We start from the raw sequence: 12,966 nt of genomic DNA, 5'->3' as shown, positions 1-12,966 counted from the left end.
GCGCCGTGTTATCGAGCCTCGCCCGAAGCTGCGGTGCGGAGTGGAAGGAAGGGGACCGAATCGCCCTGAACGGTGATCCACCCCTCGTACCACTGGGCGCGTCGTACGACCTCACCCCCCGGAAGGGCGCGCCAGGTCACGCTCTCCGTCGGAAGTAGGATCTGGCGATTTTCCTCCGAGAAGGAAGGGGGAAATCCTGCCCACCCGCCCGCCCCTTCCTGCGGATCCTCGGTGCGGAAGTGCCACTCCACCCGTCGAATCAGGGTGTCCGGACCGATTTCGATCACCCCTTCGAGATAGGGATCGTTCTTCCGGCGACCGCAGAATCTAAGAATCCATCCATCCACATCCGCTTTGTCCACATGGAGGGTGTGCAGATTTCCAAAGGACTCGCTGGCGAAGTGTGGGGCGAAGTCCGCCTCGAGGGGCGGGTACCCCCACGAGTCGTAGGACTGGGCCGAATCCGTCCGACGCACCGGAAAAGCGTAACCCTCCCGCTGCACCCTGCGATCCCAGCTCAAGCGAAGGAGCGGCGCGGAGGCGCGCGTACCGGGCTCGGCGCCGATCAACCCCGGCACTCCCGAGGAGCTGGCGGTCACGGTATCTACCCGGAGCTGGGTGTAGCTCGCGATCCCCACGGTGTCGAGCCCCGGATCAGTGCGCGCGGCGGCCAGACGCCAGAGCTCCCGCGCGGTCCGGTCGTCGCGCGCCGAGCAGATGTCGCGATCGGCGTCCACCTGGAGCCCCGTGATGGCGATCGGGGCCGCCACGAGAACCAAGTCGAGACTCGCCACACCCACGGGTACCGGAGCATCCAGCGCCTCATAGCCGAGGCGGCTCACCCGAATCCTCCACCCCTCCGACCAATCTTCGGGAGGAAGGAGCTCGAAATGTCCGGAGGGATCGGTCTGGCCGGATGCGAGCCGGCGGGTATCGAACCAGAGCTCCACCCGAGCCGACGCGACCGGCACACCCGAATCTTCTCGAACGACGCCTGTGAGGGGGGCATTCCCGCTCGGACCCGCCGCCGATCGGGCGAGGCCCATCGCGGGAAGAGTCAGGACGGAAAGCGCGACGAGGGAGAGTCGGTTCATTTGGGAGCGTAGGGGGTGGTCATTCTGAACGGTGATAGCCAGTTCCGCGTGCCGGAGTTCCCTCCCACGCCGACTGTCCGGCCGTGGGTGGCTGGGCGGGGCCTCGCCCGGACCTTCAGGAACCCGCCGCGAAAAAGAGCCGGATGACCACGAAGGTGATCAGGGGAATGAGAATGCAGGCGATCACGTTCAGGTAAATCCCCGCCCGAACCATGTGCCCCATCCGAATGAAGGTGCTTCCGAAGACGATGGCGTTCGGGGGGGTGGCCACGGGAAGCATGAATGCGCAGCTCGCGGCCAGAGTGGCCGGAATCGTGAGATAGAGGGGATCCGTTCCCAGGGACGCGGCCAGTCCCGCCAGGATTGGAATAAAGGCCGCCGCCGTAGCGGTGTTGCTCGTCAGCTCGGTGAGGAAGACGAGGAGCACCGTCACGAGAAACATGAGTCCTAGGGTCGGAACTACCCGGGCCGCCTCCAGGCTTCCCCCGATCCACTCCGCGAGCCCCGAGGACCCGATCGCTCCGGCCAGAGAAAGCCCGCCCCCGAACAGAAGAAGGATGTCCCAGGGGATTCGCTTCGCCCACTCCCAATTGAGCACCCCGTCACGCCCCCCCCGTCCGGACGGGATCAGGAAGAGGGAAATCATCGCGGCAATCGCGATCCCGGTGTCCGAAAGTCCCGGGATCGCCCGTTCGATGAGGGGACGAATGACCCAGGCCACGGCGGTGATGCCAAAAACCCAGGCCACACGGGTCTCGGCGGGGCTCCGGGGTCCAAGGGAATCTCGAAAGGAACGGAGGATTTGCGGGTTGAGCTCGGGACCGTGCGGGTCCACGAAGATCGCCACCCGGGTCAGTGCGATCCACGCGAGGGGAAGAAAGATGATGGAAAGAGGCAGGCCGACGACGAGCCACCTTCCAAAGCCGATTTCGATGCCGAGCTCCTGGGAGAGAAAACCGGCGAGGAGCGCATTCGGTGGCGTCCCGATCAGGGTCGCGATCCCCCCAATGCTCGCGCCGTATGCGATCCCGAGGAGGAGGGCGACCGCGAACCCGGATTCTTCCATCCGGCTCTCCGCTTCGCCGGGGCGATCCGACTCCCCGAGCACGACCTGGATCACCGAGACGCCGATCGGGAGCATCATCACGGCAACGGCCGTATTGCTCACCCACATGCTGAGGAATCCGGAGGCGGCCATGAACCCGCCGATCAATCTGCGGGGTGCGGTGCCGGTCACACCGATGATCGAAAAGGCCAAGCGGCGATGGAGATTCCACCTCTGCATCGCTTGGGCGAGCATGAAGCCGCCCATGAAGAGGAAAATTACCGGATTCGCGAAGGGAGCGGCCGCGGCTTCCACCGTGGAGACGCGCTCCAGGGGAAAGAGCACGATGGGGACGAGTGCCGTGACGGCGAGGGGAATGGCCTCCGTCACCCACCAGATCGCCATGAGCAGGCCGACACCGGCCACTTTCCAGGCGGTGTCGGACATCCCGCCGGGCGCCGGGACGATCAACGTCGCCAACAAGCTCACCGGACCCAGAAAAAGCCCCACGCGGGCCGCCGTTCGGCCGCCCGCGCCCGCCCCTGCCCGGCCGCTCTCTTCCAGCGCCATGCCGACCCTCCCCGGAAATCGATCCTGGCCGTTCCGGCTTACAAGGGGTTGGAACCCGGGCGGGGGCGCAAGGTCTTGTCTTCGCCGGGTGCACCGGGGCATCTTGCGCCACCACGCGGGGACCGGCGATCCGCGCACGGGCTCTCCCTCTCGCGGCCTGGAGCTCGTGGAGTTCGCGGGTTTCCCTCCGACCGAGGAGTGTCAACGATGAAACGAATCCTCCTTCCCCTCGACGGCTCGGAGTTTGCGGAGCGGGCGCTCGCCCCGGCGACGAGCCTGGCGGCACGGCTCGGCGCCGAACTGCACCTGGCGTCCGTCGTTTCGGACCTCCCTCCGATCCCGCTCGCGTCGGGCGACGGAGAGATCGTCTCCCGTTGGTTCGACGACGAAAAAAAACGGGCGGAGAAGTATCTCGGAGGGGTCCGGGACAAGCTCGCCACGTCCGGATCCACGACGCCCTTCGTCACCCATGTGCGGGTCGGCCCGGTCGCTCGGACGCTCGTCGGGATCGGGAAGGAGATCGGGGCCGATCTCGTGGTGCTCACGACCCATGGGCGCGGAGCGTGGCAGCGGGCATGGCTGGGGAGCGTCGCCGATCAGCTCCTCAGGCAGGGCACCTTCCCCCTGCTCCTCCTCCCGGGTGAAGAAGAAGGAGAGGATCCCTTCCGGGAATCCGACTTCCCCCACCATGTGCTCGTCCCGCTGGACGGGTCCACGGCCGCGGAGTCCGTTTTCGACCTCCTCCCCGCCGTCGTTCCCAGAGGAGGCGCGAAGGTGACCCTCGCCACCGTAATCCACCAACCCTTTCCGCTCTCCAGCGTTTACCTCCCGCATGCCGTGACCGAAGAGGCGCTCACGACGGAGAGGAGGACGCAGATGGAGAAGTACCTGACGACGGTCGCGGCGCAGCTGGCGACGCGCGGATTCGGAAAAGTGGACACGCGCATCCTGGATGGAGAAGATGCCGCCGGGGCCGTTCTGGAGGTGGCGGAGGCGGAAAAGGTGGATCTCATTGCCCTCTCGACGCACGGACGGGGCGGCGTGAGTCGGCTCCTTCTCGGGAGTGTCGCGGACAAGATCGTGCGCGGCTCCCGGCACCCCCTCCTCGTGGCGCACCGCCCGGAGGAGTGAGTCGCTGGGTCCCATCCACGTCATCGCGAATCCCAACGCGGCCGGAGGGAAGGGCGCGCGAGCGATTCCTCCGGTGCAACGGCTCCTCGAGCGCGCCGGCGCCGACTTCATCCTCCACCTCACGGAAGCCCCGAGGCACGCGGAGGCGATCGCGGCCCAGGCTCGGGATGCGGGAGCCTGGCGAATCCTCGTCGTGGGTGGGGACGGGACGATTCACGAAGTCGTGAGCGGTCTTCTTTCGGGAAAGGGGTTCGGTGCCGGTACCCCACCTCTTCCCGCGATTGCCGTCTTCCCGGTAGGAACGGGAAACGACTTCCATCGGCTCATCCGAGCTCCGAAGGGCCCGGAAGCCGCGGTCCGCGCCCTCCTCGGCGGAACCGAGCGTGCCTTCGACGTCGGGCATGCCCGCTGGCAAGGGGGGGAGGGACACTTCGTGAACCTGGTCGGCGTGGGGATCGACGTGGAAGTTCTCCGCAATCGGCCCCGCTTTGCGAAGCTCCCCGGGCTCCTCCAGTACCTGGCTGCGTTCGTGCCGGCGCTCGCGGGGTTTCGGCCGCTATCGCTCCAGGTCACCTTCGAGGGCCAAGGCACGCCAGGTGAAACCATCGAGGCCCCTGTCCTCATCTCCGCGGTGACCGTCGGGCATTCGATCGGCGGCGGCTTCCTCGTGTCCCCCGACGCGCGACCGGACGACGGGCTCTTGGACCTCTTCCTCGTGGAGAAGCTCGGCCTCGGAAAGGTGATACGATACCTTCCCGGCATCCTTCGGGGCTCGCTAAACGGAAAGCCCGAAGTGCACCAGGCGCAGGTTACGCGTGTAGAGATTCGTCCGATGGACGGACGACCCCTTTCCTTCGAGTTGGATGGCGAGTTGATGGCGGACGAGACCCCCTCCCTGGCGATCCAAGTGTTGCCCCGGTGCCTTCCGATCCTCGAGCCGGCCGGCGAAGCCGCATGAGGCGCGTGGAGGAAGTAGCCCTGAAGCTGGCACTACCGTTCGGGTTGGCGTTGCTTGGAGGGTTCCTCTTCGCTTCCCCGGCCGCGGGCCAACAAGGGCAGCCGCCGGGACAGCCGCAGTTTTTCCCCGCAGACTCGATCTTTCTCCCGCGCACCGGCACGGATGCCGCCGAGCCCGTGACGCCTCGCGGAGCCTTCCTCCGCGCTCTCGTAATCCCCGGCTGGGGACACGTCGCGACCCGGACCTACACGCGGGGAGGGTTCTACGTCGCTGCCCAGAGCGGCGGGCTTTGGATGCTCGGGACGGCCATGCGCCGGCGGTCCGACGCCCGATCTTTGGTACGCGTCGAACGCATGGCCGTGCGCTCTCGCTTGGAGGCCATGGGGATGTCCCATCCGGACTCTCTCAGTGCCGCGATTGCCGCGGATCCGGCCGTGCGATCATGGGAGGTGCTCGAGGAATCGCGAGGGCAACAGGTCGAGGACTGGGCGGCGGTCTCTATCTTCCTCGTCCTGCTCGGCGCGGCGGACGCCTTCGTATCCGCCCACCTCATGGACTTTCCCGAGCCCCTCGCGTTGCAGGCCGTGCCCGCGGGGCCGAGTGGCGGGGTGGAGCTGACGCTCTCCTTACCGCTGGGAAGGCGCCCATCCGGCTCCCGCGGACGCTGAAGGTTCAGCGCTCCCAGCTTTCGAGGACCGGCGGTACACCCTCCTCGATGACGAGGTAGGTGCCGCTCCTGACCCAGTCGCCCGAATTTAGGTAGAACCGTCCGGGGGCGACCTCCACGCGCATGGGAATGTGCGTGTGCCCGAGGAGGACGAGATCGATGTCCGGGTCTTCGAGGAGGCGGTCCCGCGCCCACTTTTCGAGAAATTCCGATCGCCTGCGATGTGCGTCCACAGGACCGGTCGTGGCCACCTCGGTTCGCGACACTCCGCGGGCGATCGCGGTGCCCCAGTCGGGATGCAGCCACCGAAATGCCCTGCGGCTGACGCGGCTTCGCAGGACCCGTTTCAGCATGCGGTACCTCAGGTCACCCCCGCCTAGACCGTCCCCGTGCGCCACGAGGGCGCGCCGCCCGGCGAGGTCGAGGTGGACCGGTCCGGGATGGAAGATGAGGCCCACTTCGTCGGTCAGGTACGACCCGCCCCACCAGTCGTGGTTGCCCCCCAGGAGATGGACCGGAACTCCGGAATCCACGATGCGGGCGAGGAGCCCCAGGACCCGCGTGTGCCCCCGGGGAATGACGGTTCCCCACTCGAACCAGAAGTCGAAAAGGTCGCCGTTGATCAGGAGGAGCCCTGCCCGCTCCCCGGCGAACTCGAGCCACCGGAGGAAGGCCGCTTCCAGCTCGGTTGGCGCGGCGCCGAGGTGCGCGTCGGATGCCACGTAGACGGCCTGGGAAGGCATGCCCGGGAACTTAGGGGGATCCCCAGGGGGTGGGAAGCCGGTCTCTGTGACCGAACCCGGCCGCGTGGTTATCTTGAATTCGACGCGTTGAATCGGGCCATGAACGCCCTCGAGGGGACCCGTGACGGTGAAGCCCGCGATGGAAACGGAGGTTTCGGAACGAGAGGCACCGCCCCGGCTTTCACGCGCCGCACGGGCCTACTTGGCGGCATCGCTCTTTGTAGTCGGCTCCTGCGCCTCCACCCCACCCCAAGTGGCCGAGCCACCTCTCGACGCGGGTCAACTCGCGAGCGCCGCGTCTCGGGCGTCGTCGCTCGACTCCCCTTACCGGCTGGTCTTTTCCTGGACGTACAACGAGCCGGGCACTCGGATCGGCGGGAGGGGTGTGGCGCGGATCGAACCGCCTTATCGCGCAAGGCTCGACCTTTTCCTCTCGAACGGCGAGTTGGCCGCGGCCGCCTCAGTCGAGGGCGACAACTTCCGGGTCAAGGCGGAGCGGCAGGCCGAGCTCCCACCTCCGGCGCTCCTCTGGGGCACGCTCGGGATCTTCAGGCCGGGGGAGCTGAGCCGGCTCCGTGGAGGGCGTTGGGAGTCGAGTGGCGTAGTCGAGCTCCGTTATTTCTCCACAATGGGCGGCGATCTCATTTACAGCCTTCGCGGAAACCGCGTCGAGCGCGTCGAGCTCCTCCAGGGGGAACGAGTCAATGAGGAGCTCCGGCTCGTGCGTGTGGACGGAGAGCGCTTCCCACGGGAGGCGACTTATCGGCATCTCGGCGAGGTCCGCGAGCTCCGAATTACCCTGGAAGAGGTTGAGAATGTCGAGACGTACCCGTCGGATATCTGGGACCTGGGGCTCTAAAGCCCCCGGGATCCTGGGCCTCTTCTTCGCCTGCGCCCTCGCGGGGTGCAACTACACCTTTCAGGCGGGTGCGGGGCTTCCCAACCATGTCCAAACGCTCGCGGTCATCCCCTTCGAAAACGAGACGGACCGGTTCGAGCTGACCGAGGAGTTGCATCAGCGGCTCGTGGACCAGCTCCCGCGAAGCTTCGGGGTCCGGACGGGAGGCGAAGACTTCGCTGAAGCGGTCGTGCGTGGACGAATCCTTCGTTACAGCGTGGACACCCCGCAATACCGCCCCGACCCCAGCGGTGGCCTGGGAGCGCAAATCATCGAGCGCCAGGTCCTCCTCACGGTCGAGGTCCAGGTGATTGACCAGGTCAACAACTTGATTCTCTGGGAAAACTCCGCACTCGCGGAACGCGGGGAGTTCCTCGAGGAGTCACAGTTCGAAGAGGACGGCCGCGAGCTCGCGATCACCCGGATCGTCCAGTCGATCATAGACGGCCTTCAGTCCAACTGGTGACCGGCGGGATGAAGCTCCGGATGGGAACACGTGGGTCGCGGCTCGCCCTGACGCAGAGCCGGTGGGTGGCCGATCGCCTGGAGAAGCGATCGGGCGCCGAGATCGAGCTCGTGACGATCCGAACCTCCGGGGACGTCCTCCAGGACCACCCCCTCTCCGAGATCGGCGGCCAGGGGATCTTCACGAAGGAGCTGGACTCGGCGCTCCTCGAAGGACGCGTCGACCTCGCGGTTCACTCGCTCAAGGACCTCCCCACCGAATCTCCACCCGGGCTTTCCATCGGAGCCATCCCCGAGCGCGAGGACGCGCGGGACGTCATCATCGCCTCGGAGGGGAGCGGCGCGACGCTCCTCACCCTTCCGGCCGGCGCGAGGATCGGAACCAGCTCCCTCCGGCGGATGGCGCTCGTCCGCGCGTCTCGCCCGGACCTTTGGGTCGAAGACATTCGCGGCAATGTCGAGACGCGGATCCGGCGCGTGGATGAAGGGGAGTTCGACGCGATCGTCCTCGCCGCGGCCGGGGTGCGGCGGCTGGGCCTCGCGGGCCGGATCTCGGAGTTCCTGGAGGCGGGGAGCTGGCTCCCCGCTCCCGGCCAGGGAGCGCTCGCGATCGTGGTGCGATCCGAGGATCGGGCCGGAGCCGGCTGGCTCCAGCCGCTGGACCACGAGCCGACGCGCGCGGCCACGGAAGCCGAGCGGGCCCTCCTCCATGCGCTCGGGGCGGGTTGCCGACTCCCGGTGGCCGCCCTGGGTCTCCCCTTCGACGGTGAAATTCGGCTGCGTGGACTCGTGGCCTCGCCCGATGGGCGACGGTTGGTGCGCGCGGAGGCCACGGGGCTCGCGGGTTCGTCGGTGGCGCTGGGGGAGCACGTCGCCGCCCGCCTCCTCGAACGCGGCGCCGACCTTCTCCTGGGGGCGCTTCAGCTGCCGGAAAGGGAAGGGGATCGTTGAACCGAAAAGAGGAGCGCGAATGACGCGCGCCGCCGGCCGAGGAGTGGATGCGCTCCGCCCCATTCGTCTGGAAGCGAATCCGTCCGCGTACGCGGAGGGGTCCTGCCTGGTCGCGTTCGGCGACACGCAGGTCCTCTGCGCCGCATCCGTCGAGGAGGGAGTGCCGGCCTGGCGTACGCCCGGGGGATCAGGATGGGTGACCGGCGAATATGCCATGCTTCCACGTGCCACCCATACGCGCGGGGCGCGCGAGCGCACCGGACCCCGGGGGAGAACCCAGGAGATCCAGCGGCTGATCGGGCGTGCGCTTCGGTCCATCGTGGACCTCGAGGCGCTCGGACCCCGGACCGTCATCGTGGACTGCGACGTTCTCCAGGCGGATGGGGGCACACGCACGGCATCGGTCACGGGCGGATGTGTGGCGCTTGCCTTCGCCTGCCGGAAACTCGCGTCGGAGGGACTGATCGAGCGGTCGCCACTGAGAGGGCTCGTCGCCGCCGTCAGCGTGGGGCTGATCGGCCAGGAGGTCCTCCTCGACCTGGACTACCGCGAAGACGTGGCGGCGCGGGTGGACATGAACGTAGTTGCCACCGCCGACGGAAACCTGGTCGAGGTGCAGGGGACGGCGGAGGGCGATCCCTTTCCGCGGACGGATTTCGAGAGGATGCTCGACCTCGCCGAGAGGGGCATCCACACTCTCGCTTCGCGACAACGCGCCCTTCTCGACGGCCTGGTTCCGTGAGACTCGTTGTCGCGACCCGGAGCGCTCACAAGCTCGGCGAGATCCGGGCGATTCTCCGTGGGGTCCCCGGGCTCGAGCTCCTCGACCTCAACGATGCCGGTGTGCGCCCCACCGCGGAGGAGGAGGACATCGAGCGCTTCGAGACCTTTGAAGAAAATGCACTCGCGAAGGCCCGGCATTTCCACACCCTTTCCGGACTTCCCGTGGTCGCGGACGACTCCGGAATCTGCGTGGACGCGCTTGGCGGCCTCCCGGGTGTGCGGTCCAAGCGTTTTTGTCCTGGAGGCGAGCTCCTTACGGACGAGGAGCGGGACCGGGCGAACAACGAATACCTTCTCAGGCTTCTCGGCGACCTCGACCTGGCCGAGCGGAAGGCGAGTTACGTGTGTATCGCCGCGCTCGTCGAGGGCGAAGGGCCGCCGCACCTATTCGAAGGGAAGGCTTCGGGTCTGATCCTGGGAAACGCCCGGGGAAAGGGGGGATTTGGATACGATCCCCTTTTTTTCGATCCCCTGGAAGGAAAGACCTTCGCCGAGCTCTCTCCCGCGGAGAAAGACGCGCGAAGCCATCGCGGCGCGGCCTTTCGAGCGTTGGCCGGGCATCTGATCGCCTCCCGGGCAAACAAAGGTTGAGTCCGGCGAAGGCCAGGCCGGCGGAAATCGGGCCCAACGAGGACGCCTCCGCGCTTCGCATCCTCTGGAGCGACGGACACGTTTCGGAGTATGCGCCGCGCGACCTTCGGCTCGCCTGCCGCTGCGCGGGATGCGTGGATGAGCTGACGGGAGAGCCCCGCCTGGAAGCCGCGAGCGTCCCCGAGGATCTGTTTCCCGTCGCTATCCATTACGTCGGCAAGTATGCGCTTCGATTCGATTGGAGCGACGGTCACGGAACGGGGATCTTTCCATTCGACTACCTCCGCGCGATCTGCCCCTGCGAAGATTGCGGCGGTTCCGGACCGGATCTATAATCGGCGCCACTTTCCGGCGCGACGCTCCGAGTGCGCGGGGCTCGGGCCGCGACGGCACTCCGCGGAGACCACGATGAAAAGCTGGAAGCTGGCTTTAGTGCTCGTCGGGACACTTATGGGGTCCCCGGTCACCGCGCGGGGAGCGCAGAGTGCGGCCCAGCCGGCCCCGGATCAGAACTGCGCGTTCGTCGCACAGGCGAACGCCGATGCCAGCGCGGGAACGCCGAATATCCAACACGACGGATCTCCGCTCCCCGGCATCCCGGCGCCGGACATCTCCGCCGGGTTCGGCGGTATTCCGCGCTCCGCGCAGCCTCCCCTGACCGCTACGCAACGGCGCATCCTCGAATGCACATATCATCTCGCGGAAGCGAACGCGGAGATGCCTTACACGCTTTTCGTTCCCACTTCGTACGATCCCGATGTCCCGATCGCGCTGATCGTGGATCTCCATGGACTGAACATTACCCCTCTCCAGCAGATCCTCTTCGACGGGACGACGGACTTCGCGGAACGTTACGGCTTCATCGTCGTCGCCCCAATGGGCTTCAACCTCTCCGGATGGTGGGGGAGCCGCCCTGGAAGTGCCGTCGAATCCGCACAGATGAATCCAGCCACCGGAGCGCGGTACACGACTGGCGAGCTCTCGGAGATCGACGCGATGAAGGTTCTCGGCCTGATTCGCGAGAGTTACAACGTGGACGAAGACCGCGTCTATCTCATGGGTCACTCGATGGGAGGGAGCGGGACTTACCACTTGGGCGGGAAATACAATGACGTCTGGGCGGGGGTGGCGCCCCTCGCCGGCGCCGGAGGGATCACGAGCGCGGAGGCGGCCGCGAGCTTCGCGTCCGTTCCGGTGTTCCTGATGCACGGCGAATTCGATTCGATCGTGAGCGCCAATGGTTCCCGCCGGTCCGCCATGTGGCTCCAGGAGATCGGTGCGCAGCATCTCTACGTCGAGGTTCCCGGCGCGGATCACGAGTTTTGGATCCGCAGAGGCGCCGAGCACATGGAGAAGGTCTTCCACTTCTTCAGCGCGGTGTCGAAAGGGACCAACGTGGGACCCATCACTCCCGGCATGATTCCTCCCCCGGCGAATCAGGGCCGGGGCGGGGCCACACCGGGAACGCCAGGCGGTTGAGGCGCACGCGGGGGGCAGGACTCTCCGCTCTCCGCCTCATAGTTTCCCACCCCAAAACCTCTGAGCCGCAAGGGATCTCCATGACCTTCATCCTCGCGCTCGACCAAGGAACCACCAGCTCCCGGGCGATCGTCTTCGACCGCGAGGGAGGAATCGCTGCGGTCGCGCAGAAAGAATTCGAGCAGATCTTCCCGCGTCCGGGCTGGGTCGAGCACGACCCCCGGGAGATCTGGTCGTCCCAGATGGGAGTCGCGGCGGAAGCTCTGTCCCAAGCAGGGATCACCTCTAAAGAGGTCGCGGCCATCGGCATCACGAACCAGCGCGAGACGACGGTCGTCTGGGAGCGGAAATCAGGAAAGCCGATCCACAACGCAATCGTCTGGCAGGACCGGCGCACGGCCGAGCTCTGCGATCGACTCAGATCGGAAGGGCACGAGCCGGTCTTTCGCGACAAGACTGGGCTCGTCCTGGACGCATATTTCTCCGGGACGAAGGTGCGCTGGATCCTGGACGAAGTCTCCGGCGCAAGAGAGAAGGCGGAGAGAGGCGAGCTCTGCTTCGGCACGATCGACAGCTGGCTGATCTGGAACCTGACGAAAGGAGGACTGCACGTCACGGACGCCACCAACGCCAGCCGGACACTCCTCTACAACATCCACACGGGGGAGTGGGACGATGAGCTCCTCGGCACCCTCCAGGTTCCGCGCTCGCTCCTCCCCGAGGTGCGTGCGTCGAGCGAGGTGTATGGGGAGACCGCCCGGGGAGTCTTCCCCGATCCCATCCCGGTCAGCGGTGTGGCGGGCGACCAGCAGGCCGCGCTCTTCGGCCAGCGCTGCACGCAACCGGGGATGGTGAAAAACACCTACGGCACCGGCTGCTTCATGCTTCTGAACACGGGCACGGAGGCGGTCCCTTCGAAGAACAACCTGCTCACCACGGTCGCCTGGAAGGTGGCTGGCACCACCGAATACGCCCTCGAGGGAAGCGTCTTTATCGCGGGCGCGGTGGTCCAGTGGCTGCGGGACGGGCTCAAGCTCATTCGATCGGCCTCCGAAGTCGAAGAGCTTTCCCGTACCGTCCAGGACAATGGCGGGATCTACATGGTGCCGGCCTTCGCCGGGCTGGGCGCCCCGCACTGGGACCCATACGCGCGCGGAACGATCGTTGGGATCACCCGGGGTACGACCGGCGGGCACTTCGCGCGCGCCGCCCTCGAAAGCATCGCCTATCAGGTCGCGGACGTTCTCGAAGCGATGCAAGCGGACTCCGGGATCGATATTCGGGAGCTCCGAGTGGACGGCGGGGCGGCCCAGAACAATCTCCTCATGCAATTCCAGGCCGATCTTCTCCAGGTCCCGATCGTCCGGCCCGAGGTCTTCGAGACCACGGCGCTCGGGGCTGCGTACCTGGCCGGTTTGGCCGTGGGCTACTGGAAGGACGAGGAAGAAATCTCGTCGCAGTGGAAGGCGAATCGCCGCTTTAACCCGGAGATGCGGAGCGACGCGGTCGCCGCGCTCCGGGCGGGGTGGCGAAAGGCGCTGGACCGCGCCAAAGCGTGGGACCGCTAGTCACTCCGCGGAGGGAATGGCGC

Annotated in this window: 14 protein-coding genes; 11 read left to right on the top strand and 3 right to left on the bottom strand. The window is 66.8% G+C overall.

Annotation, left to right across the window (positions count from 1 at the left end; all coding sequences use genetic code 11):
- Positions 1–8 precede the first annotated feature (8 nt).
- Positions 9–1,094 carry a carboxypeptidase-like regulatory domain-containing protein gene (locus WEG36_00135; GenBank protein MEX1256002.1) on the bottom strand — a complete coding sequence of 362 codons (1,086 nt, stop codon included), beginning with the start codon at positions 1,092–1,094 and terminating at the stop codon, positions 9–11.
- A 115-nt stretch (positions 1,095–1,209) separates the two neighbouring features.
- On the bottom strand, positions 1,210–2,709 hold the full coding sequence (locus WEG36_00130) for a DASS family sodium-coupled anion symporter (protein ID MEX1256001.1): 1,500 nt from the start codon (positions 2,707–2,709) through the stop codon (positions 1,210–1,212).
- Between the two features lie 207 nt (positions 2,710–2,916).
- On the opposite strand from WEG36_00130, the gene WEG36_00125 reads away from it, so the two are divergent.
- The 3 genes from WEG36_00125 to WEG36_00115 are packed head-to-tail and all read left to right on the top strand — an operon-like array spanning position 2,917 to position 5,466.
- Complete coding sequence (locus WEG36_00125) at positions 2,917–3,840, top strand: universal stress protein (protein MEX1256000.1); 924 nt, start codon at positions 2,917–2,919, stop codon at positions 3,838–3,840.
- Positions 3,773–4,798 carry a diacylglycerol kinase family protein gene (locus WEG36_00120; GenBank protein MEX1255999.1) on the top strand — a complete coding sequence of 342 codons (1,026 nt, stop codon included), beginning with the start codon at positions 3,773–3,775 and terminating at the stop codon, positions 4,796–4,798. Before WEG36_00125 ends, WEG36_00120 begins: the two co-directional genes overlap by 68 nt.
- Positions 4,795–5,466, top strand: coding sequence for a hypothetical protein (locus WEG36_00115; protein ID MEX1255998.1), 672 nt, complete (start codon positions 4,795–4,797; stop codon positions 5,464–5,466). Before WEG36_00120 ends, WEG36_00115 begins: the two co-directional genes overlap by 4 nt.
- Before the next feature lie 4 nt (positions 5,467–5,470).
- Here the strand turns inward: WEG36_00115 and WEG36_00110 are convergent, their stop codons facing one another.
- Positions 5,471–6,208, bottom strand: coding sequence for a UDP-2,3-diacylglucosamine diphosphatase (locus tag WEG36_00110; protein MEX1255997.1), 738 nt, complete (start codon positions 6,206–6,208; stop codon positions 5,471–5,473).
- Between the two features lie 121 nt (positions 6,209–6,329).
- On the opposite strand from WEG36_00110, the gene WEG36_00105 reads away from it, so the two are divergent.
- The 8 genes from WEG36_00105 to glpK all read left to right on the top strand — a co-directional run bounded on the left by WEG36_00105 (position 6,330) and on the right by glpK (position 12,943).
- Entirely contained in the window at positions 6,330–7,067 is a 738-nt protein-coding gene (locus WEG36_00105; protein MEX1255996.1) for a hypothetical protein, read from the top strand.
- Positions 7,024–7,572 (top strand): LptE family protein, encoded by a 549-nt coding sequence (locus WEG36_00100; protein ID MEX1255995.1) that lies wholly within the window; start codon positions 7,024–7,026, stop codon positions 7,570–7,572. The genes WEG36_00105 and WEG36_00100 overlap by 44 nt, the downstream gene beginning before the upstream one ends.
- A gap of 8 nt (positions 7,573–7,580) precedes the next feature.
- Positions 7,581–8,522, top strand: coding sequence for a hydroxymethylbilane synthase (gene hemC, locus WEG36_00095; protein MEX1255994.1), 942 nt, complete (start codon positions 7,581–7,583; stop codon positions 8,520–8,522).
- 19 nt (positions 8,523–8,541) lie between these two features.
- Positions 8,542–9,264, top strand: a complete 723-nt coding sequence (gene rph, locus WEG36_00090; protein ID MEX1255993.1) for a ribonuclease PH — start codon at positions 8,542–8,544, stop codon at positions 9,262–9,264.
- The gene (locus WEG36_00085) at positions 9,261–9,896 is read left to right on the top strand and encodes a non-canonical purine NTP pyrophosphatase (protein MEX1255992.1); all 636 of its coding nucleotides are present in this window, start codon (positions 9,261–9,263) and stop codon (positions 9,894–9,896) included. The genes rph and WEG36_00085 overlap by 4 nt, the downstream gene beginning before the upstream one ends.
- Positions 9,893–10,231: a DUF971 domain-containing protein gene (locus WEG36_00080; GenBank protein ID MEX1255991.1), complete on the top strand. Its 339-nt coding sequence runs from the start codon at positions 9,893–9,895 to the stop codon at positions 10,229–10,231. The genes WEG36_00085 and WEG36_00080 overlap by 4 nt, the downstream gene beginning before the upstream one ends.
- 73 nt (positions 10,232–10,304) lie before the next feature.
- Entirely contained in the window at positions 10,305–11,375 is a 1,071-nt protein-coding gene (locus WEG36_00075) for a dienelactone hydrolase family protein (GenBank protein ID MEX1255990.1), read from the top strand.
- On the top strand, positions 11,372–12,943 hold the full coding sequence (glpK, locus tag WEG36_00070) for a glycerol kinase GlpK (protein MEX1255989.1): 1,572 nt from the start codon (positions 11,372–11,374) through the stop codon (positions 12,941–12,943). The genes WEG36_00075 and glpK overlap by 4 nt, the downstream gene beginning before the upstream one ends.
- The last annotated feature ends 23 nt before the right edge of the window (positions 12,944–12,966 follow it).

Source organism: Gemmatimonadota bacterium, from assembly GCA_040882465.1.
Lineage (GTDB): Bacteria > Gemmatimonadota > Gemmatimonadetes > Longimicrobiales > Gaopeijiaceae > JBBEBG01.
The sequence above is the reverse complement of the archived record's forward strand: the minus strand, read 5'-3'. Positions and strand labels throughout refer to the sequence as shown.

Bases quoted from the DNA above. Each gene is read 5' to 3' on its own strand.
- WEG36_00135 (MEX1256002.1), bottom strand. From the start codon at position 1,094: ATGAACCGACTCTCCCTCGTCGCGCTTTCCGTCCTGACTCTTCCCGCG.
- rph (MEX1255993.1), top strand. From the start codon at position 8,542: ATGACGCGCGCCGCCGGCCGAGGAGTGGATGCGCTCCGCCCCATTCGT.
- WEG36_00075 (MEX1255990.1), top strand. From the start codon at position 10,305: ATGAAAAGCTGGAAGCTGGCTTTAGTGCTCGTCGGGACACTTATGGGG.
- WEG36_00100 (MEX1255995.1), top strand. From the start codon at position 7,024: ATGTCGAGACGTACCCGTCGGATATCTGGGACCTGGGGCTCTAAAGCC.
- hemC (MEX1255994.1), top strand. From the start codon at position 7,581: ATGAAGCTCCGGATGGGAACACGTGGGTCGCGGCTCGCCCTGACGCAG.
- WEG36_00110 (MEX1255997.1), bottom strand. From the start codon at position 6,208: ATGCCTTCCCAGGCCGTCTACGTGGCATCCGACGCGCACCTCGGCGCC.
- WEG36_00130 (MEX1256001.1), bottom strand. From the start codon at position 2,709: ATGGCGCTGGAAGAGAGCGGCCGGGCAGGGGCGGGCGCGGGCGGCCGA.
- WEG36_00125 (MEX1256000.1), top strand. From the start codon at position 2,917: ATGAAACGAATCCTCCTTCCCCTCGACGGCTCGGAGTTTGCGGAGCGG.
- WEG36_00115 (MEX1255998.1), top strand. From the start codon at position 4,795: ATGAGGCGCGTGGAGGAAGTAGCCCTGAAGCTGGCACTACCGTTCGGG.